Below are 25,342 nucleotides of genomic sequence, written 5' to 3'. Positions count from 1 at the left end.
ACCTCTTTCTATAATGGTTTGATATAGTATCCTTCTGGTTTAGCTTGTGCAATCATTTGCTTAGCTTTTTCAGGATCATTTTGTACAATTTCGTTTTGCTTAGTCATATTCCAACTTCCTTTATCCCATGGATTAGAACTATATGTTATATCTCTAGTTGTATTACCATTTGTTGGTGTTTGGCGACCTTGCATTAATTCCTTAGTAGCTTGTTCAATACGACCTTTTACATATTGTTCAAGTACATTCATTCTTTGTTCGGTTTCATCATCATTATTACCCATGACTAATGGCAATAAATCTGATGACATTCCCTTATCTAGTAACAAAGACTTGGTTTTAAGTTCACGTTTTTCAGATTCTAAATCAGCAAGTTTTTGCTTCATTTGCTCATCACGTTCTTTACGTTCAGCTTCTGCACGTTCTTCAGCTGACATCTTTGCACGCTTTTCAGCTTTATCTACGGCTTCTTGCATTTCTTTTTCATGTTGAGCATTCATTTCATCGATTTTACTTTGTTCTTTTGCTCGTTCTTTGGCAATTCGTGAAGCAATCAACTCATTGATTTTATTTTGTTGTTCTTCCGTAAATTGAATATCTTCATTACCTTCATTTTCAGTTTGAGTATTTTGTTGTTCTTTATCGTCCATTACGAACCTCCTGTTTAACGTCCATCGACTAATTCCGTTTATCCTCCGTCGAGTTTTTGAGCATAAAAAATAAGCAGTTTAACGACTTACTTAGGTCGATTATTATTTTCTTCCTCTACATAATCAGGTTTACCATAAAGTGATAATCCATGTTTTATACGATATTCTTTCACTTCTTTAAGCATCGCATCTAGTTCTTCATCACTCATTAAAGTTTTTTTTCGTTTATGAATGAAAGTTAGTTCATCAGCTGTACCCCACCATCTTCTATCAGAAAAAGGCTTTTTAGTCATCTTCACTCACCTCAACGATGATTATACCATCTTTTGCATGAACATCATCTAAAATAAACTTAGTGTTTCTTGGGAAAATAACTTCCTGTTCTGCCCTATTTATAGAACTAATATTTACTCCGCTATGACTGTTTCTAATGACCATATTTACTTGTTCTTGTCCTTCTCCATAGTCACTTTTACTTGTTGATAAATAACCCTTCTCTAAAACCTCATCATTCTTAATAATTTTTCTCAAGAATTTATTTTGTGTTTCATGATCATGAAAGAAATATGATCTTTGCAATGGCTTATTGCTAGTATATTTAGGAAACTTTTCTAATGCACTATCTAGATTTTTGATTAATTTCAAATCATTTCTATCTAGATGGATACCTTCACGTAGTTTGGCATTAATCTTATAACTATCTGAACTAATGTATTGATTCAATGCACTTTCTTCACCAGGTGTTAAGACTGGAGTAGTTGGTTTTTCTTTATCAAGTTTATTCAAAATATCATCATAATTTAGTTCCACTGGTTCAACATGACAAAAACAATTAGGATGAAACGGCGGAATGTTAATGCCTTGCTTAGCATCTTTGATATCAACTTTTGTTCCATCCATCTGTGCACAATATTTACAAACATATTTACTATGACGAGTTATAATTTTAACTTTAGAATATCCCTGAAGCTGATATTCTTTTAAAGCTACTTGGCTTTCTCTTGCTTTACATTCAGTAACAAATATCCGTTTAAGGTTTGCTGCAGTCGTCATATAATCTTTGGCAACTTCTGTTTTCCATTTTCCCTGTGCTAAATTATTTAATTGTCCTGCTTTGAGAACATCTTTATATTGAGTAGTTAAATTGTTCAAATTAACATGATTTTTGACCGCATAATCAATGATATTATCTAAATCCATTGACAATGTTTGAACATATTTAAAAATTAAATTAAGTGGCGTTTCAGCAGTAGCATTTTGATAAGCCACTCTCAATAATGCTCTTTGCCTAGAAATTGTATTATAACTTCCATTTCCTTGGTAACTGGCAATTCTTTGTACTAATTCATCAGTTGGTGAAATATCTTTTTTTATTACTCCAGTTGTTTTATTTTCAATTAATTTTTGCTCACTAATTAATTTCTTATTAGTTTCAATTCCTAATTTTACATTATCGATTCTAGCTTTTAATTTACATACATCAGCATTTGTTTGGTATGGTAAATTATTTAAAATTATCCCACATAATGCAGATAAGCCGGCCATATCTCCTGCATCCTCTTGCACTACTTGTTTTTTCAATTCTTCTAATTCAGATAACACGATTTTTACATCTTCAGAGCTAGCTGTGGCATTCCACTCAAGATTATTATTGATAAAATAATCAATATTCATTTGCTGATTCTTAGCATATTTTTTAATTAAATTATCTAGCTCTTGAATACCAGGACTATTAGCATTAAATACCTTATCTAAATCACTAATTAATTTATCGTAATCAATCATGATTTATCATCTTCGTCATTATCCTCAACAATCGTTGGTTGGCCATCTTTAAATACGTTACCAGTTCCAAAAGAACCTTGATTATATCCAACATTTTTATTCATTGCTGCTTTTTGTTCTTCATCTACTCGTTGTTGTTCAGTATCAGCAGTTACATCAGTAATTGGTTGAATCAATTCTCTTAATGTTTCTTTACTTAATACACCTGTATTATTTAGCGTTTGAACCAGTGACGCTGTTTCTGCATCATTCTTTGGTAAATTAGGTGTAAATGTATAAGATAGCATAGAAACTAAATCAGCAGGCTCTTTTTCATCTTGTATTTTATTTAGATTTTTCCAATAAGTAATGCAAGCTAAATAACGATTATTTAATCCTTTTTCAAACAATGCTTCTTGCGTTTTACGTTCTTGATCTGAACCCCATAGCTTATAGCTCATTGCTACACCAGAAGCATTGCTAGCGAAATTAGGATCATTAACATTTGGGGTATTAGTATACTTGTGGATTTCATTAATTAAGAAATCAGTATATGTTTTCCATCCTGTTGAATCATATTGCTTAGTCAGATATTCTGCTTTTGGTTGAATAATTTGTTTAGGTTGACCTATACCAGTATTCATTTGATATGGTTCTAAATACCACATATGATTATGTGGCCCTACATCTGGATGTGGTGATTCAAGAACTATTGGTTGCCCATCTTTGCCTTTTATAACATTACCTTTATCGTCTTTCATATAGACAGGTTTAGTCATGTTAGCAAATTTTCCTGTTAAAATAATATTCGCATTATCAAAATCATCTTGAAAATCAGCCATCATTGAAATCGACTTATCTAAAGCATCAATTTGATCTAATTCTGCTTCCCAATCTCCAGTCCGCTCATCATTATTAATATATTCAGTTAATGGCACTCTTCCAAAGAAAATTGGTTCATTACTATCTAAAATTGCTTCTGAAGTTGGTGAATTATTTCCAGGAATTCCACCTTCCGTATGATAACGATAAATCATATTATCAGTGTAAATTTCATATATAGTATTTAAATCTTGATTTAAAATACCAATTTGATAATATCTAACTCCCATTAATGGCTGTGGTTTAATTTCATCATCATAAACTACAAAACAAGTCATTGGGTCAACATTTGCTAAATTAATATTATTTGTACCTTTATCGATATATACCAAATCATAGGCTCTTCCCATGATTGATAAATCTTTTTTTAATAATTCTTCAATATAAGGTTCGTCAACTCTTCTATTAAATTCATTAACTACATTTTCTAAATCTTCACTTAGTGATTCTGCATCATCAGAATTAACCTTAAATTGAATATCATTGCCTAAAAAATAACCAACACGAATGTTAGTAATATATCTAGCAAACGCACTGGCTATCCTATTAGTTGAATGATTTATTGCTGTTGATTTAGGCTTATTTTTAATATCATTTTCGGCCAAGTAATATCGTTTCAATGCTTTAAGTCTTGGAACTTCATTATTAAAATGGTGCTGCATAAACTTAAAAGCTACTTCAAATAATCTTTGTGGATCATTTTTAATAAGGGAAAAATAATCAGCAGGCATAGTATAGACTTGATTGGCTTCTTCATAAAAACGATTTTTATTTTCAATTTGCATTCACTAATTCACCCCCATTTCCTTTCCAATTTGATATTGTTCATTCCATTTAACACCTAACTTATTGTTATAGTCTTCCATAAATGGACGAATTAGATACCTTAATGCGTCACATCCGTGATTATTTGCATCTTTAGGTCTATTCATGGTTTCTCCCATAGCATTTGTTTCGAATACATAAGAATTTAATTCACGCCAAAGATTTTTACACTTTGGATGTACTTTAATTTGATATTGCCACAATTGATCAATTCCAACTTCAATTGGGGTTTTTGAAACGCTTTGTGCATTTATAATTCCCATATCAACTAATTGTTGTGTTCGTTCTGGGTTAGCACTATCAGCTAAAATATGAGCATTTTTATATCCATGAGATAATAGCCATTCTCCTGTTTGAGGTGTTGTTTGATGATAAGCATACATTTCATCGTAAACCCAAATAATCTTATCAGTCCTATCAATTGCCGCAGCAATAAAAGCCGTTGGATCTTTACCAAAACCATAATCAAGACCAAATGAAATTGCATCAGCCTCATTTAATTGTTTTTGAACATTAAATTCTACTTGTTCTATATTATTTTCAAAAACTAATCCTTCAGTAACTCCCCAATCGCCATCACATGCTACTTTAGCACGTCTTGGATTTGTCTTATATAAATCTAAATAACGTTGTTTATCTTTTTTACTGAGAAACTCATTAATTCGAAATGTCGTAGTAATTGCAAAAGTATCTGATTTTCTAGTATCTTCATCAAAAAAATACTTTTTTAACCAATTTTCTGCCCATGGATTAAAAGTTACTGTAATCTGTTTAAAAGCATTTGGATCATCAATTTTACCACGAATCGATTCTACCAATGTTTCAAATTTATCAGGATCTTCAAGTTCAAAAGCTTCCTCCAGCCACACAAATGACAAAATACCTTTGGGAACAGTAATTGAGGTTAATTTCAATGCCTTATCCAATCCACGAAATAATATTTTTTGACCAGTCGGAATATATGTTATTTCAGGCAATGAAGGATTACATTTAAATAAATTTTCAACCTTAAAATGAGAAATTGCCCAACATAAATCCGAATAGGTAGACTGTCTATTAGTGTTTGAATAACGCCTTACAACGAGCAAATTAGCCCATGGATATTTCATAATGCGATATATGAAATTTAATGCTGTCGTTTTAGATTTCTTAGAAGCACGAGAACCCTTAACTACACGATAGAAATGTTTATCATGCCAATAATCATAATATCCTTTGCCTACCATTTCTTGAAGACTAAGCTTCATTTCCATTGTTTTCACGCTCCTCATCTTCATCAGGTTTCATATCATCACTAAATATAATTTGAGTAATAGCATCTTTACCACCCTTTAAAGCATCTACTTTCATTTCTAATAATTCTGCATCAGCATTTAATTTGCGTAATTGTTGTTTTGTTAATGGATCATCAGCAGGATAACGTTTCATTAATTCTTTTCCTGCTGACAACCTTGTTTTTATATCTGGTTCTTTTTCGGTCTTTTTCATACCAAATGGAGTAGAAATAACAACTGTTTCTTTCGCCTCACCACGTAAAACAGATGAGTAGAATTCCATGATTTCTTTAGCATCTGCAATCTTATGTGACTCAATTTCAGCAAGTTTCTTATCAATATAAGATTTAATGTTAGCATTTGTTAGCATTCTTGATGCATTCGATCTAGCAGATGAATTTTTTACTTTATAGCCAGCTTTTATATATGCATCTGTTGCATTTCCACTTTTCAAATACTCATCAGCAAACATCTGTTGCTTATGCGTCAACTTCATGACATTCTACTCACCTCCTTAAATAAAAAAGAGACAGCGTTGTGCTATCTCTTCTTATTACTCCATATTTTTAATTTAATGTCCGTAATTGTTTATCTTTTAGATCTATAAGCTGACTACAATCGAATTACAATGGCTAATGGAATAATTGAGTTGATTATATCAGTTTGGTCATCTCAATACAATAAAAGCAATAATCATTTGCTATCGCTTATCTTTCAACAATATCATAATAAACCCTTACCTAGTCAGGATGTAGGCAATTTTTGGTTATTTTTAGGTTATTTTTAGTCAATTTTTAACTAACCATATTACTAAACCACTTAACTACTCTTCTTGGTTTAGAGCCTTTAGGTCTATATTTTTCTTTATTCTTCCAAATTAAATTATTATTTTTATCCGATGTAAATATATATATTAGCCGTTCAAATTCTTGACTATCCATATGTATCTCTACTCTGTCAACAATGTAACCATTTCCATAATAGGCCATTTGTTGCTTTTCCTTTGATAATTCTTTAAATTTATTATTAACTATAGAATTAATTTTATCAAATACATTCAATTCTATTGAATTATCACTTTTTATTATTGAGTAGTTCTGCTTCCCATTATAGCTCTGATTTACAGTTGAAGCTATTTCTGTATGTACTTCAAAAATAATTTCAACATTATAAGCATCAAATTTAGATAAATTATTTACTACTAATTTCCCAGGATTCGGTTGAGCAGCATGAAACATATTATTTAACTTTTCAACCTTTAAATATGGTCTACATTTTTTTAATGAATTTTTCTCATTAAAATATGCTGTAAGCCAACATGTAATGATACTGGTTATAAAACCAGCTCCTAACCAACTTACTAAATTTTTTAATATACTCATATAAACAACCTTTCTTACAAAAATAATTCAATTACCAAGAAATATATTTTTAATCTCTAAATTACTTTATCAAGTTATCCGAAAAGTAAAAAAAGAGTTAATAGACTGCAATTAATCTATCAACTCAACACTTAAATTTAATTCAAATCTTGCAGAATAGTTTTTTATTTATAATGACCTTTAAGTACGATAATTTGAATTGATTTATCTGTTACTCGATATACCATTCTATTTTTCTTATCAACTCGTTTTGACCAGAAACCTTGTAAATCCATTCTTAATGGCTCAGGCTTCCCTAACCCGCTAAAAGGATTTCTCATAGTATCATCAATTAATTTAATGACTTGTTTCATCATTCTCTTATCTGTTTGAATAATTTCAGACATTTGTCCCCAAGCATTAGCGGTAAATTCCACATTTAATTTCATATGTCATTCTTATTCCTCATTCTTTAAATTCTCCCAATCATCAGGAGTTAATACCTTAACATCACCTTCTTTAAGTTGGCTCATTGATTCACGTAAAAATTCACGATTTTCTTTATTTTCTAATAAATATGCTGTTTCTCGTAAAGAATTGTATTCATCTTCTGAAATAACGACTACGTTTCTATTTTTAGGACGAGTTACAATTACGGCATCTTGGTAATCAACAACATCGTCTGAATATTTTTTAAAGTTCTTACGAAATTCGTTTGAACTTGTTGCAATTACATTTTCCATTTTCAAAAATTACTCCTTTGATCTTCATGACATAATTAATTATATATCCTTTTTATGATTTTGTACATATTTTTGTATCTTATTTTGTACAAAACGAAAAAACTAGCAAAATACTAATTCTTTATCATTCTTATGGAGATCTATTTTTAATAAATTAATTACTTTTATAAATTATTAATCGCTAAATTTATGTATTCTTTAATTTCATGTAAATTATGATCAATTTCTAAACTTTGACGTTCTGTTAACATGTTATTATTAACAGAAAGATAAATAACATGAACCTTATTTATATATTGATACAAAGCACTGCGAATTTCATCATCAATAACTTTATATCCTGCAACTATTGCTAATTCAGATAAAAGGTTATCTATTTCTTCCTTAGATATTGTACATTTTCCTTTGAACATTTCAAATTTATTTTTATTTGCTAATAAATTTAGTACACCATCTAAGTTATTGTCACATTTTTTCAAGTCTCTCAAAGCATTTGCTCTTTTCCTTTCATTCTCTTTTCTTTTAGATCTTCGCTTTTTAAGCAAAATTATAAAAGTACCAGCAGTCCCAATAGATGCTAACATAGATATGAAATTAAATACAAAATTCCAATCCCACCACTTCAATTTATACCACTCCTAAAATAAAAATTAATTATATTATAAAAAAGGAACTAATTTTAGACTAGTTCCTTTCCATTTTCTTTATGCAAATCTAATTGTAATATTGTTTTCTTAGAACTAAGAGAATCTGCAAACTCATTCAATGCTACTTTCTTATAAATTTTATATGAGCTTTTACAGCATTGTAATTTTTCTGCCATTATTACTTGTGATAATTCATCTACATATACACCCAGAATAATCATTTTTGAACGTTGAGAAATATGATTTAATGCAAATCTGACATCACTCATAATCTTCGGTGCTAAATCTGTTGCATTTATATGTTCTACTAATTTATCTTCATTATGGTTTCCACCATCATGACTAACAGGCGTATCTGTAATAACTGGAGATTTGAGCGCCGATGGATCTTCCCCAGCCATTCGACTAATTCTCTTAAAAGCCTTAAAAAAATTATTTACGTTTTTAGCAGTTTGTTCATCATCATATTCAAATAATGCTGTTAATTTTGCTCCATCCACGCTATGCACTTCCTTATGTTATAATATTTATGCATTTGATTTTAGGAAGCGCCTTTGTGGCGTTTATTTTTTTGCAATGATAATTAAAATCATTAACACAGGCACACAAAATGCAAAATTAATTAGCTCCATACTGTTCTTCCCAATACTCTTTAGAAACTCTTTTCCATTCATTATTTCTTAATATGCGATAAGTATTCTTATATTTATAAAATTTAATTTCTTCCATATAATCTTCCCCTCATTTGAAATATTCTTGTATTGCATCTGCAACTTCACTAAAATCTGTTAATTTAATTGGTGGCATTGTTAAGACTGGTGTAGATACTCCATCATCACTTTTATGTGCAACTATTTTTAATTTTCCATCACAACCAGTTATTTCAATTTGAATAGGTTTTGAATCTCCCAAAATTGTTTTAATTTTAATATCATTACTTTTAAATGCCTTTTGTAAAACACTTGATAATTTACCCATTTTTCACTTCTCCTTTATTGATACCCAATCTTCTAACTTACGTAATTTATCAATATATTCATCAATCGTTAATTCGGTTAATTCCGTTGCTAATTTTTGTCTTTTTAAACCAACTAAAGCGTGGTGTAAACTTGGATAGTATCCAATCATAACATCATGTATTTTAGTTTCAGGGACATGTTTAATTAATGTGTAATTATAACTGTCAACTTCAACTCGATAAGTATCATCAATTCTGATTGTTGTCTTTTTACTTTTCATTATTTTTCTTCTTTCAATTTATTTTTCGCAGCTGCTATGACTTGATGACCTGCGAAAATCATCAAGCCTGTATGAATGTCGGTCGTACATCCCATAACTTACCGTAAACATCTAATCAAGGTTGTTGTAATACCTGCTCTCTAAGTCCATTAAGGGAGCTATGACTATCCAACCTTTGAAAATTGGATAGTTGAAAATTAAATATTGAAGTAATGGATAAATATTTTGGTGATCGTGTGTGTTAAATAGTGATATACATAATAAATAAAGGCGTTTCCTTCTTCCTGTATTAAATTTGCCGTTTCCAAACCACACGAAAGATTGAGAGAGGTGCCTAAACCTAAAGCCTAGTCAGCGACTTGCACGCTGATTAAACACTCTGTCTAGACTCTGCCAAATTTTAACCGTGCTATTATATTTACCAATTAAACATTCTAAGGAGAAATAATTTGTTAATAGTAAAGCCAGTTGGCAGTCTGGCAAAATCTAGTGGCGGAGTTGAACCGCCTTAACCGTACTAGATTAGTAATATAATATATGATCGGTTGCAAAATCTCCAGTTTCTTTAAGCAACTTCTTCAAATCTTTTGCCATTTCCTTAAACTCCATTTTTGTATTCTTTTTAGTTATTTCACTCTTAACTATTTCACACGCTTGACCAACGCATGCTTCTGCCATTGAAAACAGTTCACAAACCAAGCCATACTTATCATCATTTGCTTTAGCGTTTTCTATATCTATCATTGAAATATCAAGTTTATCCATTGTTATCATCTCCATTTATTTTTTCCATTAGCTTATTTATTTCAGCTCTAGTTTCTTTTTTACTCTCTTGATCTTTTTCAACTTGATTATTATTTTTATCATCAAACCAATATGGCATCTTTTCTTCTCTTGGCTTTCTCATATAGCTTTTCTTTTTTCCATATTTAAGTTCCATCTTTTTTCGATGCTCAATATCATCTGCTTCTATATCTGATAATGATTTGATATTTTTCTCTTTCCATGAATTTAGAACCGATCTTGCATATTTCCATTTATTTGATGCTTGTGCACCTATTGCATTTTTTAGTGCTTCAACAATTATTTTTTCTGATTCCTCAGGATTAATTTGATTCCATTCTTCAATTTCATATTCAATATCTTCTCTAAGTGTTGGTGCTAAGAAACCAATATTTTTTTTCATAGAAGTCAGTAACATAACAACCTAACTTATTACTATTGTTTTTTATTATTAATTGTTCTTTATTGTTATTGTTATTTATTAGTGTGCCATTTAAGGTCCGACCTGTTTGAGCGTCATCGCTTTTTGAGGTCCGACCTATTTTGGCGTCATCGCCATTTTGGGCAGGACGGTGCGGATTGCCACATAACAACCACTTATATTTTGAAAAACTTCCATTATTTGAATGTTCTTGAATTCGTTTTAAATACCCATATTGTTCAAGTTCTTTTAACCCAGTTCTCAATTCTTTAACTCCACCTGGAGAATGATTTGCTATTTCATCTACATAAAAATTCCATCCTTCACTCATAGAAGAGAGATACAAAAATATTCCTCTCGCTTTCCAACTAAGTCTCTCATCTTGAGCTAACTTTTGAGATGTTACAGTATAAAAATCTTTAATAAAATTACTCATTACCTACATCTCCCAAAACAAATCTTCAATTTTACAATTAAATAATTTTGCTAATAAGAAACATGTTTCTAATGATGGTGTCCTATATTGTTTTTCATAACCACTATATGATTGTGGACTAACATATATTTTCTTAGCGACTTCCTTTTCTGTAAGATCATTTCGTTCTCTTATTTCTTGCAATCTGTTTAGAATCATCTTTTATCACTCCCAATCTATACTTTTTAGCAATTTCTGGTGTTACTTTAATTGGTTTTAAGTGGTACTTTTGTATAAAATCCAAAACACCTATCTTATGTCTTTCATTGTGGTGGACTCTGCATAGCGTCATAATATGCATTCCAACATGAACTATTTTTTCTCGATTTCTTCCCATTCCCACAGTATCAAAGTGATCTATATCAGCTTTTCGTCCACAAATAACACATCGTTTTTGTTTTAATGCTAGTGCTTGTTTGGGAAAATCATCAGGTATGCTATCCCAAACCTTAGTTTTAAATGGAATATCATGTTGAAACAGAAATTCTAAAATCACTAAAATCATGTAATTACCAACTGTCATCGAACAATTGCTCAAACTGAAATCATCTATTTCAAAAATTGTCTCAACCATAAACTTAAATTTTTCTTTCCAGTATTCAGGAACATCTCCTGTATACTCACAAAGGTCATTAATCAACGCATAAATCTTTTTCCTTTGGTCTGGTGTAATTCTTCGTTCGTCTGAAATATCGACTTCTACGGTTGGCTTTTTTCCATCTGACAATCTTTGAACTTTATACATATCGATCTTTTCATCAAGTGTTATCAAAATTTGATTACCTTGAATTTTTTCGAGCTTTCCATACATTAATCATTAACTTCTTTGATAACTGCTTTGTCCCAGTCAATAGCCAAATCATCACGGTTTTTTAGCACTTCGATTTCTAATTGGGTAAATTCGGTTTTATACTGTTCAGGGTATTGTCTATCATCAAAAATAATGTTTCTGTTTTTTCTATTTATGTTTAAATATGAATACTCATTATTTTCGATGATTTGAATCGTGTATCTTGGTTCGTTCTTTGATAGCAATTCAACGCCTTTGTTATAAAACTTTCGAATAACATCATCTTCGGTTAACTGAATGTTAATTTTTGAATCTAAACCTCCACCGTCAAAATAAAATTTATCCGATCTAAAATCTTTAAACCAAGTTACATAACGATAAAGCTTAGCATTTCTATACAAAGCTAGACTTAAATCGCCTGTATCGGAAACACATTTATATTGCATGCCAAGTTCTTCCGCTGCCCATTTGTTTAATTCTTCTACAATCTTTTCTTTATTCATTTCAATTCCTCCTATATTTCATCAGCTTGTACTAATTCCATCAGATGCTTTGTTGCTCTGCAATATTCGCATTGCTCACATCGTTCAGGCTTTTCTTGACCTTTGATTACATTCCAAATGTGTGGTTGTTTTTCAATGATATTTTGCATCGCCTCATCCATTAATTCTCTAGCTTTATCTGAATTAAATTGGATTGCCACTTTATCTGGCGGAGTTTGCTTTGATACCGCAAAGATAAATGGTTGACAATCAATATTGAACGTTTGTCTGATTAATTCAGTATATACAGCCATTTGGTAATAATAACCGTATGCTTTAATGAAATTTTCTTTTTGTCGTGTATCTTCATTCCAAATTTTTTGATGAATATCACGCGTTGTTTTTAAATCACAGAAAAAGCCTTGTACTTTTCGCAAACTATCAATTTTTCCTTTCCACGGATAACCACCAATTTTTCCAGTTACGATAACTTCTTTTTCGCCTGGTTTATAAAATGATTCAAATAATTTTTCATTTTCCAACGATTCAATCATTTCATCAGCGATTTTATATGGAGCTTTAAGTTTGCCTTTGGATGCTCCTCTGCTTGACATCATAGTGCCTTTATTTTCATCAATAAATTTTTGATGACTTTCTTCACTCTCAAAATATGAGTGAATATAGTTTCCAACTAACAAAGCGGTTTTATCTTCTTTTGGTTGCCACTCATCATTCAATTTTGCTAATGCACAGGCTTCACATTTAAGAAAGTCTTTGAATAATGAAACTGACATGTATTGTTTATCTGTTTCATGCGTATAGTAATTACTTTGCGTCAGTTGGATCTCCCCAATGGTCGAGTAATTCTCCTTGTTCATTATTTACAGCCTCCTCTTTTGATTTTTGTTTAGGATCTTCATTTTGTTTTTTTCCATTCAATGCTTGGTCTAATAATTCTTGAGCTTGTTTTTCCTTTTCTTTAGCTTTAGGCGTTACATCTTTACGATTATTTTCGTCATTTTCAAGTTTCGTTGTTGTTTCATCATTTTCATATGCTGTTTGCATTTCGGTACTTAATGGACCCCATTTAGAAAGTAAATTACGAATAACCGTCTTTAAAGCCATTGCATCAAAATTATCTTTCCAAACTCCTGTTGGTTGGTCTTCTCCACTCACTTTTGAAAATCTTTTCCGATGATCATCAATTTGTTCCCTAGTCCAATAAACTGTTTTTGAAAAACCATTCATTAATTCAAAATATCCAACATAACCAACTGGAACTTCACTTTTATCACGGTTTTTAAAATGTGGTTCATAGTCTAATTCCTCAGTTAATGGATTATAGCTTTTAAATTCATCAGCATAGATTGAAACAGCATTCAAATGCTTATATAAACCACTTCTTTGTGCTAATTGAATATAGCCTTTATATCCAATTTGAGCTTGTGCATTATTTCCATAAGGAATAATGTACATATATCCAAGATTAGGGTTTACTGGTAAATCTAAAGTAGCTGCAACCATTGCTGCTCCCATAATTGTATTAGGATCAACTTTGTCAAAATTATTATTACTGTTTGCTAAATTTAATACTGAACTTAAAAATTGTGGAGCTCTTTTACCAATTACTTTGCTAAATTTGTTAATTACTGTTTTTGACTGTGTAAGTTGTTTTAATGAATATGTCATAGTTAAATCTCTCCTTTAATTATTTTTTGTTCTTCAAATTCATTTGCTTGTTTGATTGCTTTTTCCAATTTTTGTTTATTAAAAATATGAGCAACTTTTACAAAAATATAATCGTATGTTTCCAATGCCTTCATTTCTTTTTCTGATAACCATTTGTAAATAGTTACATGAGTATCTGAATTATATTCACTACATAAATTCTTGATTTCTGTATTCATCGTTTTATTCTTCTTTCTCAATAAACTTATGGAATCTAAATCATTGATAATCACTAGACTAACTATTATTAGTAATGTTAAAATAACAGTAGTTAGTATTTTAAATATTTCTCAATTTTAGATACCTTTCTGTCGGCACTATGCCGACTTTTTTATTTTCCAAAAATATATCTAACCCATTCTTCTGCATAATCCTTATCAATTATCCAATGAACTAAAAGGATGACTAGAAGCGATAACCAAATCATTCCAACTGTTTTTGAAGAAATTAATCCAACTATAAAAGTTGCAAAAAACAAAAAACTTTCAACATATCTCATTGCATCTGAAATTTTTCCTAACATTTTCATTTTTCCTTTCTAATTGGTATATCGTTCATTTTTATAATTCAATCCCAATTAATTTTGTTAAAATTATCTTCAAGCCACTTTCGAGCACCACTTGGTTGAATGCGGTATGCAGTACCTTTTCCGTCTCCAAACACGCACCAACCTTTCCCATTCTTAGCCTCAATTTCTTCTCTGTTTGGCTTTAATAGGTCTTCTCTAATCCATTCAAGGCTTTTCTTGATTTGCAATTTGTCTTTGAATTCTTTTAAACCCCAGCATTGACCTTGTTCATCGTGGTGTTTTAGCTTTTCAAACTGTTCAACATTTATCACGACTAATCTAGGACGGTTGATTATCTTAGGAACATTCTTTATTAATTTCATTTTTATTTACCTTTTCTATTCAGACTCCAAAAACTTGTTCATAAAATACTTCTGACCTTTTCCAGTAACCTTAGGCGTCTTTGTAATCACATTCACACCGTTTCCGTTGATGTGTGATGACTCTTTGATTTCAAACAACCCCATTTCCATACTTCGTTGTGTTGGTGAGTTGTAATCTGAACCTTTTCGTGAAATTAGATAATGATTTTCTCGTAGCCATTTAAATAATCGTCTTGCCCCAATTTCTATTCCGTTTTGACGTAAAATCTTAGCAAGATCACCAACTAAGATTGATGTATGACTTTCTGTGATTGCATCTGCAAATAATGCTTTCGGTCTCATTTCTGCAATTTGAATATCTTTTTCTTTGAGTTGGTCGCTTGCTTGTTGTAATAAATCTGCTAGTGCATTTTTATCAGTTACAATTGCTTCCGCCTTTGCATCCGTCATATAAGCACCATGTTTATTAATTGCTGGAAGAACCTCATGAGTAATCCAACGTTTAAATTTATGTGCTTCTGGTTTTCGACTAGCTAAAATCAATGTATAAAGTCCATATTCATTAACAATATTGGTTTTTCCTTGACGACCTAAGTTCAACTTAGACCGTTCATCTTTGTCTAATCTTTGAAGTGCAACCGTTGTATTTTTTAATCCTAAAATCTTGCATGCATCTGTGGCTACAAACCAAGGTTCATTATCAATTGTTAATGCTCTAACTTGTGAGCCGTTAAAATTAAAATTTTGTAATTCGTTCATTTGGCATTTCCTTTCTATTTGATTCCCAATACTTTATAAATATGAATTACTAATTGATATAATTTATCAAATTTTCGTATTTGTGCCTATTTAAAATAGTAAATAATTGCTTTTTACAGCTTTTAACTATTTTAAATAGTTAAAAGCTGTAAAAAAAATATCTTCTTTTGGCACTTTAAAATAATCTTCGATACGTTGCATCATATCTGGTCGTGGAACACTGTCACCTCTTTCCCATTTAGACACAACATTTTGCTTTACTCCTAAAATACTTGCTAATTGAGATTGAGTTAAGTTTTTTTTAGCTCTTAAAACCTTTAATTTAGTTTTCATTTACCGTTCCTCCTCTCTACACTTATTATAATATACTACTTAAAATAGTAAGTTAATATTTTTTTTGATATTTTTCTATTTTAATTAGTAAAACTCATTTTTATGCTGATAACTATTATCAATAGTAATATACTATTAATTGTAGTAAGAGTTATTTTAGATTTTAGAAAGAAGTGTCATCATGTTAGGTTCACGTATTAGAGAATTGAGAAAAGAGAAAAAAATGAGCCAACGTGAATTGGCTGAAAAATTAAATGTATCACAACAGACTATTGGAGCATGGGAGATAGAAAGAATCGTTCCAGGTGCAGATACGCTAAATATTTTAGCTAATTACTTTAATGTATCAACAGACTATCTCCTCGGTAGAAGCGAAAAAAAGAAAGAAAATAATAATGATTATACATTAAAAGAGGCTTTAGATTCTGTAATGAGTTATGACGGAAAACCAATGACAGAAAATGATAGAGAAGTTATAGAGGGAATTATTAAAGGATATATGGAAAATAAGAAGTGATTTTATGAATTCTATTAATGCAATTATTAAGGAACTAAATGTCAAAGTAGTATGCAGCCCACTACTTGATAAAAAAGGATATTGTGTTGAATTGTTAAATATTATTGTTATTAATAGCAATTTATCAGAACAGCAACAAAAAAATGTTTTACTACATGAACTTGGTCATATCGCTAAGCAACGACATGAAGCTAATCTTTATTCAAAAACAGAAGCTATGCGATTAAAAATGGAACATGAAGCAAACGAATTTATGGTTAATAAAATTGTTAATGATTATATTTCAAATACAGGAGTCGAAATATCTGATGTCAATTATCAAAATTTTGCCATAAACAATTCGATTGATGCCTCATTAGTTAAGGACGTTTTAAAGAAAAAATATAATTTGCATTAATTAAAAGGAAGTAAGTGTTATCTCAAGTCCAAACCTTGATGACGCTAAAAGCTAGGAAAATGTTATTTTAGGAGGGTTACTTATGAAAAAAGTAATCATGTTATCAAGTGCCTTATTGCTCTCAATTAGTCTTGCTGGGTGCGGTTCTAGTTCATCAGATAAATCCTCTGAAAACACAAACCAAGCTAAAACTGAACAAAAGGAAAGTGCTTCAAAAAAAGATGAAGTATATTCCAAAGTGTTTAACGTGGGTGAAGAAGCAAACGTTAATGGAGTTAAAGTTAAGGTTAATAATATCCGTTATAGCAACGGTGATGATGTTGAAACACCTGACCAAGGAAAAAAATATATGATTCTTAACGTTACAATCACAAATGACAGTGACAAGACTATCGATTATAACGAACTTGATTTCAAATTTAATGTTAACGGAAACAGCAAAGACCCAGATACAGTTACTTTAGATGGTGTTAATGATCTAGGTTCAGGGTCGTTAGATAAAAATGCTTCTTTAACAAAAGATTTGGTCGGACAAGTTCCTGTTGACGAAAACGGACAAAAAATTCAACTTACATATCAACCAAATTCATTAGACGATAATAAATTAGTACATTTCAATTTAAATCAACAATAATAAGGAGATTTTTATATGCCTAAGAAATTAAAAATTAATACGTGGACAGCTATTTTCAACATTATTAATTGTGTTTTATTTGCTATCTCATGGTTTGTTATTTTTGGAACTGCGTTTTCTGACGCTGCCGGAGCAACATCTGGTGCAACTGACGGTACAGCAACATTCTTTTATGTAATGGCTTGGGTTGGTGTTATTTTAAATGCAATTTGCATTTTTCAATCACACAAACACGGCATTAAAATGACGGGTGGTATTTTAGGAACTATTGGTAGCGTTTGTTTTGGTTTTACAGCAATGCTTGCTTTTCCTGCAATTGTTTTACTAATTATCTCATGTGTTTTCTTATTCCAACAACATGCTGCTAAAAATAACGCCAACAACAATAACAATTCTGCTGCACAACAATAATATTAGAAATAATAGCCCTCAAAAGAGGGCTATTATTAAACGTATCAATCGAACATATATTCTAGAAAGGAAACAAATGGCTTATATTAAGAAACAAAAAAATGGAAAATGGCTTGCTCGTGTTTCATGGCGTGATGGTGAAAAGCTAAAGCAAAAATCAAAAGCCATTTTTAAAACGAAAGTCGAAGCTAATCGATGGGCGAATTCTTTTTTGAATGATGTGTATATGGGTAAGGCTGTAATTGACGATATATCATTCTATGATTATTTTGTTGATTGGTTTGAAACTTATAAAAAGCCCCGCCTTTCTAAAGCGACGATTGCAAGATATAAAATTGTCGCACGTTTGATAAAAGAAGAATTTGGAAACAAGAAGCTATCGAAAGTTAAAAGACGTGATTATCAACGCTTTATCAATAAATTTGGTAGTACCCACGCTCCAGATACTGTTAAAAAAACTAATTCAATTATAAGAGCTTGCATTAAATCAGCTATTATTGATGACAAAATTAATACTGATTTTACACAAAATGTTGAATTAGTCGTGAATAAAGATAAAGAGATTAAAGTTGAATATCTATCATTAAATGAAATTAGACAATTAGTACATTACTTAGAAAATAATCTTAATCCAAAATATACCGCTAATTACATGATTTTAACAGCCATATATACTGGAATGCGATTAGGCGAAATCTGTGCTTTAACATGGAATGATATTGATTTTAACAAGCATACAATTAATATCGACAAGAGCTGGGACTACATTTATGATAGCGGATTTAAACCAACAAAAACCAAAAGTAGTGTTAGAACGATCAGAGTTAATGACCTTATTTTAAACAAATTGAAGGAATTGAAACAAAATAATAAAGAAATGGTTTTCGAAAACTTTCAAAATAAGATACCTTCATCAAACGGCGTTAATAAACAGTTAAGATATGCTATGAAACAATGTGATATATCAAAAGCAAACTTTCATTTTCACAGTTTACGGCACTCTCATGTTGCGTTATTGTTGTATTATGGAATTGACTTATATTCTATCAGTAAAAGATTAGGACACTCTGATATGACCACGACATCGAAAAAATATGCTTACTTAATTGATGAATTAAAGGCAAAATCTGATGATCATATTGAAAATGTCTTAGATAAATTATAATTGCAACAAAAATTGCAACAACTTTAAATTTTAATAAATTTGATATGTGGTCATTTGCCTTAACATCAACGTTTATTCTTTATTATTTTTCTTAAAAATTCATTATTAAATCCTGCCAGTGGCATAAAAATGGATATTATCTTTTATTTAAACACCGTAAATCGTTAATTTTACGGTGTTTTATTATTTTATAAATCATATGTTTTAGTATGTTTTTCAATTTTTTGTACACACTTTGTGCACGCTTATGTTTTTTTATTAATAAAAAAGCAAGATACATCAATTAAGATTATCTTGCCGTTAGTTAGTAACTTCGTTTTACATTATTAAAATAGTAAATCTAAAAAACTAATAAAATTCCAAATTATATGTGTTATAGTATTTATTCGCCAATCTTTTGTACAGCAGTATAAAACACAAAAAGTCAATCCTAATATTCCAAATTGTATTGAATAAAAAATTAGCGTTACTTCTGAAACATTTACAGCATCTAAATGTCCTAAAATAATCAAAAATGTACTTAACAGACTTAACAATACAGTATGATTTGACTTTCCTATTATTCCTGTGCGAAATAAACCTTCTTCTACAACTGGTGCTACAATTACGATAAAAAATAAAATTTCTATTTTTCTAAAAATATTATTTCCTACACTCTTTATTACCTGTTGATCTTCTGGTAATGGAACATGTGCTATATTTAAAATTACAGATATTATTAATACTGTTATCATTAAACAAATTAATGCTATCAAAATAAATTTAAAATTCTTTTTAAGTGAGTCTAATTTTTGATTTCTTATTTTTTGATACCATAATTGCAATAATAATGCTCCAATTAAGGATATCACCATTAAAATTAAACTTATTAATGTATGTTTTAAAATAAAAAGATTAAATCCTATTTGTTCAATTATAAATATAACAATAAATAAACTACGACATGTGAATCCATTTATTCTTTTCATATGTCATTCTCTTCTCTCATAGCATTTAAATATATTAATATCATAATCAAAAAAGTTCTTATTGTAAAACACAATAAGAACTTTTTTGATATTGTACAATATCAGTTTCTATTATAATATAGGAACTTTTTTAATAATGAAAATTCAGATTTGAAATGTACATATTATTTTCTTTTTTATAAACATATAATAGTATGTTTATAAAAATCAAATCAATTTAATATCTATAATTTTTTATTTAATTAAAAATATTTTAGTAAATGTTAATTTTTTAATACAATAGCTCATATTAATGTATGATATAGTAATTATAAAATAGGTTATACTATGTCATTTTTGGGGTCTATTTTAAATTTCTGGACTGGAATTTTGGATTGGAGTATTACAAATACTACTTATTCCAATTATTGGAGTAGCTACCTTTGTTTCTGATACGTACAAAGATAAATATTTATCTATACTTGCTTATTCACTTAATAGTTTTATTAATTTTACCTTATATCAGTTTAATCGTACGACATATATATAGTATTGGATTTATTGATCTTGGAACTATTCTTGCTAATGCCACATTCAACATGTAATTGTTATTATTATACTAATACTAACAACTGCTTTTATTTTAAATGATTCTAGTTTTATTAATAAAATTTTACGTAAAGAATAATAAAAAAGAAAGTAAGTGCATTACATAATATTTGGAGAAAATAATATGAAAAAATTAATATTAGTTTGTAGTATATTTTTTATTAGGTTTGGTTTTAGCTGGTTGTAGTAATCAAAATAAGCGTTAAAATGTACATAATAAAATTAAATCTGAAAAAATTAAAAGTATTAGCTTAAAAAAAGTTTTAGTTCTTCAAAATCAAGCAGTTCACACATGAGTAATAATTCTTCCGTTGCTTCAGTGGTTTCATCATCTGTCGCAATAAATAATCCACAATCTGTTATTACACGATCATCCAGCGTTCAACAACAATCAACTAATAATAAACAAGATACAGAAGATGAGCCACAAACGTTAACCGAATTTGTTAATAAGTATGGAGTATCTCCTGCTGCTTATAAAATGCAATATGAAGGCATGTCAGAATTAGAAGCTCTACCAATCTACACCTGATAATATAAAAACATCTGGTGAAATTCAGTTGCAGCACCAACTTGAACAACAAGGACAATAATATAATGATTCTTTTTGAGAATTACTACAATAAGGATTGGAATCAAATAAAAAGCAAATTTTAGGAGTTATTATGGATAAGAAATTTAAATTTTATACATGGACTATAACATCTAATATTCTTAATTGTGTTTTATTCGCTATATCTTTTTTTATCATTCTTTACTCACTCAGATATAATTGTTCAGGAAATTTAGTAGAAATTGCTATTTTCATTTCTTATATGATGTACTTTATTGGAATCATATTAAACGCAATCTGTATTTATAAATCAAATAAATATGGAAAAATGAGTGGTGGCATTCTTGGAATTATAGGGAATTTAGGCTATATATTATCTGTGTTCATTCCCTTTATTGTTTTCCCTGCATTTATATTATTAATTATTTCATGTATTATATTATCTAATGTAAAAAGCAATAATTGATTTATAGGGTTTTCCAATACCTTAATAACAGTTATTAAATTTCTCTATCAATCCCTTAATCTACTAAATTTAAGGGATTTTTTGATTTAACTACTTTTTCAAATTTAGTTTATTTATTGATAACTATATACACAATGTATATAATTTAATGTGAACATTACTTAAAGAGAGGAATTTTATTTTGAAGAAAAATAATTCAGATTATTCAAGAATGTCTAAATATCACAGTAATAACAATAATGGAAATAATAAAGGCAAAAGGATTCTACTTATTATTGCGGTATGCATCGCTTTATTATTAGGTTTATATATAATAGTATCATCATCAAATTCTTCTCATAATAAAGCTGCAAGTGAATCTGATTCAGTCAGTGAAACTGAAATTACAAGTAAGGGTAATAAAGATAAATATTCATCACAGGAAAACTCAAGTGATTCTGACTCTTCTGAATCATCAATTCAAAATAATGAAGATGTAACTTCAAATACAGATGATTTTGAAAATCAAAACTCTGTTATAAATTCAGATACTCAACAAAATCAAAACACAGATATATCTTCTAAAACTAATACCACTAATACTTCAGAAAATGTAGGAAATAATGCTACATTTAATGATCTTCAAACAGCCATTAATTATGGAAAACAATGCATTGCTAATAATTCTTGCAATAACTATAAAGTAATTAATGACAATGGTAAGTATGTTGTTGAATTATATTAATAATAATTATGATTAAAAAATGCACAGGAACATTATTCCTGTGCATTTTTTATATCATTATAACTATAAATAAAATAAATATCCTATCTTAAAGATAGGATATTTATTAATCTCCGCTACAGAGAATTAAATTTTTTGTTAATTAGCAACAATATTAACTAATTTACCAGGTACTACAATTACTTTTCTAATTGTTTTCCCTTGAAGTTCTTCTTTAACTTTTGCATCGTCTAATGCTTGTTTTTCAATCTCTTCTTTAGTTGCATCTTTACTTACTACTAAGCGTTGACGAATTTTTCCATTTATTTGAATTACAATTTCGACAGATTTTTCAACTAATTTGCTTTCATCGTATGTAGGCCATTTTGCATATGAAATAGTTCCAACATGTCCCAATTTTGTCCATAATTCTTCAGCAATATGAGGCATTACAGGTGCGATTAGTTTTACAAAACCTTCTACATATTCTAATGGTAATGCATCTACCTTATAACATTCGTTAACGAAAACCATAAGTTGAGAGATAGCTGTGTTAAAATGCAAATCTTCATAATCTTCTGTAACTTTCTTAACTGTTTGGTTATAAATTTTATCTAATTTTCCATCATTTACAGTTGTTACACGATCTCTTAATTCGTCATTTTCGTCAATTAATAAATTCCAGATTCTATTAACAAATTTATTTGCACCATTTAATCCATCTTCTGTCCATGGTTTAGATGCTTCTAAAGGTCCCATAAACATTTCGTATACTCTTAGTGTATCTGCACCATATTTTTCAACAATTTCATCTGGATTAATTACATTTCCTTTTGATTTAGACATCTTTTCGTGGTTTTCTCCAAGAATCATTCCTTGGTTAACTAAACGTTGGAATGGTTCCTTTGTAGGAACTACACCTAAATCATACAAGAATTTATGCCAAAAACGTGCGTATAATAAATGAAGTACAGCATGTTCAGCTCCACCTACATAAAGATCAACTGGCATCCATTCTTTTAATTTATTATAGTCAGCAAGTGCTTCTTCATTATGTGGATCTACATAACGTAAGAAGTACCAAGAACTTCCTGCCCATTGTGGCATTGTATTTGTTTCACGCTTACCTTTACGTCCATTTTCATCAACAACGTTTACCCAATCATCAAGGTTTGCTAATGGACTCTCACCTGTGCCAGAAGGACGAATATCATTTGTTTTTGGTAACTTCAATGGTAATTCATCTTCAGGAACTAAAGTAGTTTCTCCATCTTCCCAATGGATTACAGGAATTGGTTCACCCCAATAACGTTGTCTAGAGAATAACCAATCACGTAATCTGTAATTTACTTGTTTATGTCCCACTTTATTGTTTTCTAGCCAGTCAATCATTGCACTAATTGCATCTGATTTATTCATACCATTTAAGAATTCTGAATTGATATGAATTCCTTCGCCTGTATAAGGTTCTTCTTCAATATTTCCACCTTTAATTACAGGTTTAATTGGTAAATCAAATTTCTTAGCAAACTCATAATCACGTTCATCATGAGCAGGAACAACCATAATTGCTCCTGTACCATATGTAGAAAGAACATAATCAGCAACCCAAATTTGAATCTTTTCACCATTTACAGGATTGATAGCATAACTTCCAGTAAATACACCTGTCTTATTTTTGGCCAAGTCCGTTCTCTCTAAATCTGACTTATGAGAAACTTCTTCAAGATAATTATTTACTTTTTCTTTTTGAGATGCAGTAGTCAATTTTTTTACTAATTCATGTTCTGGAGCTAACACTAAAACAGATACACCGAAAATTGTATCAGGACGTGTAGTAAAGACTTCTATCTTTTCATTTTCTAAATTATCAATTTTAAAGTCTACCGCTGCGCCAATTGAACGTCCAATCCAATTACGTTGTTGTTCCTTAATAGCTTCTGGCCAATCTAAGTCATCTAAATCATCAATTAAACGATCAGCATACGCAGTAATCTTTAGCATCCATTGTTTCATTGGTTTTCGAATAACTGGAAAACCGCCACGTTTTGTCTTTCCATCAATTATTTCTTCATTTGCTACAACAGTTCCTAAGTCAGGTGACCAATTAACAGGAACTTCAGCTTCATAAGCAAGTCCTTTTTTATAGAGTTGTTCAAAAATCCATTGAGTCCATTTATAATATGATGGATCACTTGTATTAATTTCACGATCCCAGTCATATGAAAGTCCTAAAGATTTAATTTGACGACGAAAATTATTTATATTCTTCTGTGTAAATTCACGAGGAGAATTTCCTGTCTTCAAAGCATATTGTTCTGCAGGTAGTCCAAATGCATCCCACCCCATTGGGTGTAATACATTGTATCCTTGCATACGCTTCATTCTCGAAATTATATCTGTTGCAGTATACCCTTCTGGATGTCCAACATGTAATCCTTGTCCAGATGGATATGGAAACATATCCATTGCATAATATTTTTCTTTTTTAGGATCTTCAGTTGTCTTGAACGTCTTATGTTCATCCCAATAATTTTGCCACTTTTGTTCGATTTTTTTGTGATCGTATGACATTTTAATTTCTCCTTGTAAAAAATTTTTAACGTAAAAAAAATCCTATCCAAGTATAAAAACTTGAATAGGACGAAAAAATCGCGGTACCACCTATTTTCTGACTCTAAAATCAGCACTTAATTAGAGATAACGATCTAACACGCTTTATCCTACTCTAAAAAATTTCAAATAAAGATAAAATAAAGGTGAGTTCGAATAATCTCCCTAGACATTTTCACCGAACATGCCCTCTCTGAAATAAGGTACCAACTATTCTACTAATCCTTTTCCACGTTAAATATTAACTAGAATTTTATCATAAACTAGATTATCTTTCAAT

At 29.9% G+C, this 25,342-nt stretch carries 35 protein-coding genes and 1 other annotated feature; of the genes, 7 read left to right on the top strand and 28 right to left on the bottom strand.

Annotation, left to right across the window (positions count from 1 at the left end; translation table 11 throughout):
* Positions 1-8: 8 nt before the first annotated feature.
* From QPK35_RS01610 to QPK35_RS01485, 26 genes are all read right to left on the bottom strand, one after another.
* Entirely contained in the window at positions 9-650 is a 642-nt protein-coding gene (locus QPK35_RS01610; RefSeq protein WP_290033717.1) for a DUF4355 domain-containing protein, read from the bottom strand.
* A gap of 86 nt (positions 651-736) precedes the next feature.
* Positions 737-943, bottom strand: a complete 207-nt coding sequence (locus QPK35_RS01605; RefSeq protein ID WP_290033716.1) for a hypothetical protein — start codon at positions 941-943, stop codon at positions 737-739.
* Complete coding sequence (locus QPK35_RS01600) at positions 936-2,435, bottom strand: ADP-ribosyltransferase (RefSeq protein WP_290033715.1); 1,500 nt, start codon at positions 2,433-2,435, stop codon at positions 936-938. Before QPK35_RS01600 ends, QPK35_RS01605 begins: the two co-directional genes overlap by 8 nt.
* Positions 2,432-4,081, bottom strand: a complete 1,650-nt coding sequence (locus tag QPK35_RS01595; protein WP_290033714.1) for a phage portal protein — start codon at positions 4,079-4,081, stop codon at positions 2,432-2,434. Before QPK35_RS01595 ends, QPK35_RS01600 begins: the two co-directional genes overlap by 4 nt.
* A 3-nt stretch (positions 4,082-4,084) precedes the next feature.
* Positions 4,085-5,374, bottom strand: coding sequence for a PBSX family phage terminase large subunit (locus QPK35_RS01590; protein ID WP_290033713.1), 1,290 nt, complete (start codon positions 5,372-5,374; stop codon positions 4,085-4,087).
* Positions 5,358-5,891 (bottom strand): terminase small subunit, encoded by a 534-nt coding sequence (locus QPK35_RS01585; protein WP_290033712.1) that lies wholly within the window; start codon positions 5,889-5,891, stop codon positions 5,358-5,360. Before QPK35_RS01585 ends, QPK35_RS01590 begins: the two co-directional genes overlap by 17 nt.
* Positions 5,892-6,189: 298 nt before the next feature.
* On the bottom strand, positions 6,190-6,777 hold the full coding sequence (locus QPK35_RS01580; protein ID WP_290033711.1) for a hypothetical protein: 588 nt from the start codon (positions 6,775-6,777) through the stop codon (positions 6,190-6,192).
* A 164-nt stretch (positions 6,778-6,941) separates the two neighbouring features.
* A complete protein-coding gene (locus QPK35_RS01575; RefSeq protein WP_290033710.1) occupies positions 6,942-7,205 on the bottom strand; it encodes a Txe/YoeB family addiction module toxin in 264 nt (87 codons plus the stop codon).
* 9 nt (positions 7,206-7,214) lie between these two features.
* Entirely contained in the window at positions 7,215-7,499 is a 285-nt protein-coding gene (locus tag QPK35_RS01570; RefSeq protein WP_290033709.1) for a type II toxin-antitoxin system Phd/YefM family antitoxin, read from the bottom strand.
* Between the two features lie 164 nt (positions 7,500-7,663).
* Positions 7,664-8,125 (bottom strand): hypothetical protein, encoded by a 462-nt coding sequence (locus tag QPK35_RS01565; protein WP_290033708.1) that lies wholly within the window; start codon positions 8,123-8,125, stop codon positions 7,664-7,666.
* A 53-nt stretch (positions 8,126-8,178) separates the two neighbouring features.
* Positions 8,179-8,646 (bottom strand): ArpU family phage packaging/lysis transcriptional regulator, encoded by a 468-nt coding sequence (locus QPK35_RS01560; protein ID WP_290033707.1) that lies wholly within the window; start codon positions 8,644-8,646, stop codon positions 8,179-8,181.
* Positions 8,647-8,887: 241 nt separating this feature from the next.
* Positions 8,888-9,124, bottom strand: a complete 237-nt coding sequence (locus QPK35_RS01555) for a hypothetical protein (protein ID WP_290033706.1) — start codon at positions 9,122-9,124, stop codon at positions 8,888-8,890.
* A gap of 3 nt (positions 9,125-9,127) precedes the next feature.
* Positions 9,128-9,385 carry a hypothetical protein gene (locus QPK35_RS01550; protein WP_290033705.1) on the bottom strand — a complete coding sequence of 86 codons (258 nt, stop codon included), beginning with the start codon at positions 9,383-9,385 and terminating at the stop codon, positions 9,128-9,130.
* 522 nt (positions 9,386-9,907) lie between these two features.
* Positions 9,908-10,150, bottom strand: a complete 243-nt coding sequence (locus QPK35_RS01545; RefSeq protein ID WP_290033704.1) for a hypothetical protein — start codon at positions 10,148-10,150, stop codon at positions 9,908-9,910.
* The gene (locus tag QPK35_RS01540) at positions 10,143-10,571 is read right to left on the bottom strand and encodes a DnaD domain protein (RefSeq protein ID WP_290033703.1); all 429 of its coding nucleotides are present in this window, start codon (positions 10,569-10,571) and stop codon (positions 10,143-10,145) included. Before QPK35_RS01540 ends, QPK35_RS01545 begins: the two co-directional genes overlap by 8 nt.
* Positions 10,534-11,025, bottom strand: coding sequence for a helix-turn-helix domain-containing protein (locus QPK35_RS01535; RefSeq protein WP_290033702.1), 492 nt, complete (start codon positions 11,023-11,025; stop codon positions 10,534-10,536). Before QPK35_RS01535 ends, QPK35_RS01540 begins: the two co-directional genes overlap by 38 nt.
* A 3-nt stretch (positions 11,026-11,028) precedes the next feature.
* On the bottom strand, positions 11,029-11,223 hold the full coding sequence (locus QPK35_RS01530) for a helix-turn-helix transcriptional regulator (protein ID WP_290033701.1): 195 nt from the start codon (positions 11,221-11,223) through the stop codon (positions 11,029-11,031).
* Positions 11,183-11,875, bottom strand: a complete 693-nt coding sequence (locus QPK35_RS01525; protein ID WP_290033700.1) for a putative HNHc nuclease — start codon at positions 11,873-11,875, stop codon at positions 11,183-11,185. The genes QPK35_RS01530 and QPK35_RS01525 overlap by 41 nt, the downstream gene beginning before the upstream one ends.
* Positions 11,875-12,357, bottom strand: a complete 483-nt coding sequence (locus QPK35_RS01520; protein WP_290033699.1) for a hypothetical protein — start codon at positions 12,355-12,357, stop codon at positions 11,875-11,877. The genes QPK35_RS01525 and QPK35_RS01520 overlap by 1 nt, the downstream gene beginning before the upstream one ends.
* Positions 12,358-12,368: 11 nt before the next feature.
* Positions 12,369-13,214: a PD-(D/E)XK nuclease-like domain-containing protein gene (locus tag QPK35_RS01515; RefSeq protein WP_290033698.1), complete on the bottom strand. Its 846-nt coding sequence runs from the start codon at positions 13,212-13,214 to the stop codon at positions 12,369-12,371.
* Positions 13,162-14,025, bottom strand: a complete 864-nt coding sequence (locus QPK35_RS01510) for a recombinase RecT (RefSeq protein ID WP_290033697.1) — start codon at positions 14,023-14,025, stop codon at positions 13,162-13,164. The genes QPK35_RS01515 and QPK35_RS01510 overlap by 53 nt, the downstream gene beginning before the upstream one ends.
* 2 nt (positions 14,026-14,027) lie before the next feature.
* Complete coding sequence (locus tag QPK35_RS01505) at positions 14,028-14,243, bottom strand: hypothetical protein (protein ID WP_290033696.1); 216 nt, start codon at positions 14,241-14,243, stop codon at positions 14,028-14,030.
* 152 nt (positions 14,244-14,395) lie between these two features.
* A complete protein-coding gene (locus QPK35_RS01500) occupies positions 14,396-14,587 on the bottom strand; it encodes a hypothetical protein (RefSeq protein WP_290033695.1) in 192 nt (63 codons plus the stop codon).
* Between the two features lie 44 nt (positions 14,588-14,631).
* The gene (locus QPK35_RS01495; protein ID WP_290033694.1) at positions 14,632-14,955 is read right to left on the bottom strand and encodes a DUF771 domain-containing protein; all 324 of its coding nucleotides are present in this window, start codon (positions 14,953-14,955) and stop codon (positions 14,632-14,634) included.
* Between the two features lie 15 nt (positions 14,956-14,970).
* Positions 14,971-15,714: a phage antirepressor gene (locus QPK35_RS01490; RefSeq protein ID WP_290033693.1), complete on the bottom strand. Its 744-nt coding sequence runs from the start codon at positions 15,712-15,714 to the stop codon at positions 14,971-14,973.
* A 126-nt stretch (positions 15,715-15,840) separates the two neighbouring features.
* Positions 15,841-16,047 (bottom strand): helix-turn-helix transcriptional regulator, encoded by a 207-nt coding sequence (locus tag QPK35_RS01485; RefSeq protein WP_290033692.1) that lies wholly within the window; start codon positions 16,045-16,047, stop codon positions 15,841-15,843.
* A gap of 181 nt (positions 16,048-16,228) precedes the next feature.
* Between QPK35_RS01485 and QPK35_RS01480 the strand changes: the two genes are divergently transcribed.
* The 5 genes from QPK35_RS01480 to QPK35_RS01460 all read left to right on the top strand — a co-directional run bounded on the left by QPK35_RS01480 (position 16,229) and on the right by QPK35_RS01460 (position 19,171).
* Positions 16,229-16,564 carry a helix-turn-helix domain-containing protein gene (locus QPK35_RS01480; protein ID WP_290033691.1) on the top strand — a complete coding sequence of 112 codons (336 nt, stop codon included), beginning with the start codon at positions 16,229-16,231 and terminating at the stop codon, positions 16,562-16,564.
* Between the two features lie 4 nt (positions 16,565-16,568).
* Entirely contained in the window at positions 16,569-16,961 is a 393-nt protein-coding gene (locus QPK35_RS01475; protein ID WP_290033690.1) for an ImmA/IrrE family metallo-endopeptidase, read from the top strand.
* An 82-nt stretch (positions 16,962-17,043) separates the two neighbouring features.
* On the top strand, positions 17,044-17,595 hold the full coding sequence (locus tag QPK35_RS01470; RefSeq protein ID WP_290033689.1) for a DUF4352 domain-containing protein: 552 nt from the start codon (positions 17,044-17,046) through the stop codon (positions 17,593-17,595).
* Between the two features lie 15 nt (positions 17,596-17,610).
* A complete protein-coding gene (locus QPK35_RS01465) occupies positions 17,611-18,006 on the top strand; it encodes a transporter (protein ID WP_290033688.1) in 396 nt (131 codons plus the stop codon).
* A gap of 76 nt (positions 18,007-18,082) precedes the next feature.
* Positions 18,083-19,171, top strand: a complete 1,089-nt coding sequence (locus QPK35_RS01460) for a tyrosine-type recombinase/integrase (protein WP_290033687.1) — start codon at positions 18,083-18,085, stop codon at positions 19,169-19,171.
* Positions 19,172-19,497: 326 nt separating this feature from the next.
* On the opposite strand, the gene QPK35_RS01455 is transcribed toward QPK35_RS01460, so the two are convergent.
* On the bottom strand, positions 19,498-20,139 hold the full coding sequence (locus tag QPK35_RS01455; protein WP_290033686.1) for a CPBP family intramembrane glutamic endopeptidase: 642 nt from the start codon (positions 20,137-20,139) through the stop codon (positions 19,498-19,500).
* A gap of 880 nt (positions 20,140-21,019) precedes the next feature.
* Here QPK35_RS01455 and QPK35_RS01450 point away from each other — a divergent pair.
* A complete protein-coding gene (locus QPK35_RS01450; RefSeq protein WP_290033685.1) occupies positions 21,020-21,259 on the top strand; it encodes a hypothetical protein in 240 nt (79 codons plus the stop codon).
* A gap of 668 nt (positions 21,260-21,927) precedes the next feature.
* Complete coding sequence (locus QPK35_RS01445) at positions 21,928-22,470, top strand: hypothetical protein (protein WP_290033684.1); 543 nt, start codon at positions 21,928-21,930, stop codon at positions 22,468-22,470.
* A 138-nt stretch (positions 22,471-22,608) separates the two neighbouring features.
* Here QPK35_RS01445 and leuS read toward each other — a convergent pair whose 3' ends face one another.
* Positions 22,609-25,023, bottom strand: a complete 2,415-nt coding sequence (gene leuS / locus QPK35_RS01440; RefSeq protein WP_290033683.1) for a leucine--tRNA ligase — start codon at positions 25,021-25,023, stop codon at positions 22,609-22,611.
* 62 nt (positions 25,024-25,085) lie between these two features.
* Positions 25,086-25,304: a binding site (T-box leader), on the bottom strand.
* Positions 25,305-25,342: the final 38 nt, after the last annotated feature.

The sequence above is a fragment of the Ligilactobacillus cholophilus genome (genome assembly GCF_030389495.1).
Taxonomy (GTDB): Bacteria; Bacillota; Bacilli; order Lactobacillales; family Lactobacillaceae; genus Ligilactobacillus; species Ligilactobacillus cholophilus.
Note: the sequence above shows the minus strand (reverse complement) of the source record. Positions and strands in the feature narration are given on the sequence as shown.

Bases quoted from the DNA above. Each gene is read 5' to 3' on its own strand.
- QPK35_RS01610 (WP_290033717.1), bottom strand. From the start codon at position 650: ATGGACGATAAAGAACAACAAAATACTCAAACTGAAAATGAAGGTAAT.
- QPK35_RS01605 (WP_290033716.1), bottom strand. From the start codon at position 943: ATGACTAAAAAGCCTTTTTCTGATAGAAGATGGTGGGGTACAGCTGAT.
- QPK35_RS01600 (WP_290033715.1), bottom strand. From the start codon at position 2,435: ATGATTGATTACGATAAATTAATTAGTGATTTAGATAAGGTATTTAAT.
- QPK35_RS01595 (WP_290033714.1), bottom strand. From the start codon at position 4,081: ATGCAAATTGAAAATAAAAATCGTTTTTATGAAGAAGCCAATCAAGTC.
- QPK35_RS01590 (WP_290033713.1), bottom strand. From the start codon at position 5,374: ATGGAAATGAAGCTTAGTCTTCAAGAAATGGTAGGCAAAGGATATTAT.
- QPK35_RS01585 (WP_290033712.1), bottom strand. From the start codon at position 5,891: ATGAAGTTGACGCATAAGCAACAGATGTTTGCTGATGAGTATTTGAAA.
- QPK35_RS01580 (WP_290033711.1), bottom strand. From the start codon at position 6,777: ATGAGTATATTAAAAAATTTAGTAAGTTGGTTAGGAGCTGGTTTTATA.
- QPK35_RS01575 (WP_290033710.1), bottom strand. From the start codon at position 7,205: ATGAAATTAAATGTGGAATTTACCGCTAATGCTTGGGGACAAATGTCT.
- QPK35_RS01570 (WP_290033709.1), bottom strand. From the start codon at position 7,499: ATGGAAAATGTAATTGCAACAAGTTCAAACGAATTTCGTAAGAACTTT.
- QPK35_RS01555 (WP_290033706.1), bottom strand. From the start codon at position 9,124: ATGGGTAAATTATCAAGTGTTTTACAAAAGGCATTTAAAAGTAATGAT.
- QPK35_RS01550 (WP_290033705.1), bottom strand. From the start codon at position 9,385: ATGAAAAGTAAAAAGACAACAATCAGAATTGATGATACTTATCGAGTT.
- QPK35_RS01545 (WP_290033704.1), bottom strand. From the start codon at position 10,150: ATGGATAAACTTGATATTTCAATGATAGATATAGAAAACGCTAAAGCA.
- QPK35_RS01540 (WP_290033703.1), bottom strand. From the start codon at position 10,571: ATGAAAAAAAATATTGGTTTCTTAGCACCAACACTTAGAGAAGATATT.
- QPK35_RS01535 (WP_290033702.1), bottom strand. From the start codon at position 11,025: ATGAGTAATTTTATTAAAGATTTTTATACTGTAACATCTCAAAAGTTA.
- QPK35_RS01530 (WP_290033701.1), bottom strand. From the start codon at position 11,223: ATGATTCTAAACAGATTGCAAGAAATAAGAGAACGAAATGATCTTACA.
- QPK35_RS01525 (WP_290033700.1), bottom strand. From the start codon at position 11,875: ATGTATGGAAAGCTCGAAAAAATTCAAGGTAATCAAATTTTGATAACA.
- QPK35_RS01520 (WP_290033699.1), bottom strand. From the start codon at position 12,357: ATGAATAAAGAAAAGATTGTAGAAGAATTAAACAAATGGGCAGCGGAA.
- QPK35_RS01515 (WP_290033698.1), bottom strand. From the start codon at position 13,214: ATGAACAAGGAGAATTACTCGACCATTGGGGAGATCCAACTGACGCAA.
- QPK35_RS01510 (WP_290033697.1), bottom strand. From the start codon at position 14,025: ATGACATATTCATTAAAACAACTTACACAGTCAAAAACAGTAATTAAC.
- QPK35_RS01505 (WP_290033696.1), bottom strand. From the start codon at position 14,243: ATGAATACAGAAATCAAGAATTTATGTAGTGAATATAATTCAGATACT.
- QPK35_RS01500 (WP_290033695.1), bottom strand. From the start codon at position 14,587: ATGTTAGGAAAAATTTCAGATGCAATGAGATATGTTGAAAGTTTTTTG.
- QPK35_RS01495 (WP_290033694.1), bottom strand. From the start codon at position 14,955: ATGAAATTAATAAAGAATGTTCCTAAGATAATCAACCGTCCTAGATTA.
- QPK35_RS01490 (WP_290033693.1), bottom strand. From the start codon at position 15,714: ATGAACGAATTACAAAATTTTAATTTTAACGGCTCACAAGTTAGAGCA.
- QPK35_RS01485 (WP_290033692.1), bottom strand. From the start codon at position 16,047: ATGAAAACTAAATTAAAGGTTTTAAGAGCTAAAAAAAACTTAACTCAA.
- QPK35_RS01480 (WP_290033691.1), top strand. From the start codon at position 16,229: ATGTTAGGTTCACGTATTAGAGAATTGAGAAAAGAGAAAAAAATGAGC.
- QPK35_RS01475 (WP_290033690.1), top strand. From the start codon at position 16,569: ATGAATTCTATTAATGCAATTATTAAGGAACTAAATGTCAAAGTAGTA.
- QPK35_RS01470 (WP_290033689.1), top strand. From the start codon at position 17,044: ATGAAAAAAGTAATCATGTTATCAAGTGCCTTATTGCTCTCAATTAGT.
- QPK35_RS01465 (WP_290033688.1), top strand. From the start codon at position 17,611: ATGCCTAAGAAATTAAAAATTAATACGTGGACAGCTATTTTCAACATT.
- QPK35_RS01460 (WP_290033687.1), top strand. From the start codon at position 18,083: ATGGCTTATATTAAGAAACAAAAAAATGGAAAATGGCTTGCTCGTGTT.
- QPK35_RS01455 (WP_290033686.1), bottom strand. From the start codon at position 20,139: ATGAAAAGAATAAATGGATTCACATGTCGTAGTTTATTTATTGTTATA.
- QPK35_RS01450 (WP_290033685.1), top strand. From the start codon at position 21,020: ATGAGTAATAATTCTTCCGTTGCTTCAGTGGTTTCATCATCTGTCGCA.
- leuS (WP_290033683.1), bottom strand. From the start codon at position 25,023: ATGTCATACGATCACAAAAAAATCGAACAAAAGTGGCAAAATTATTGG.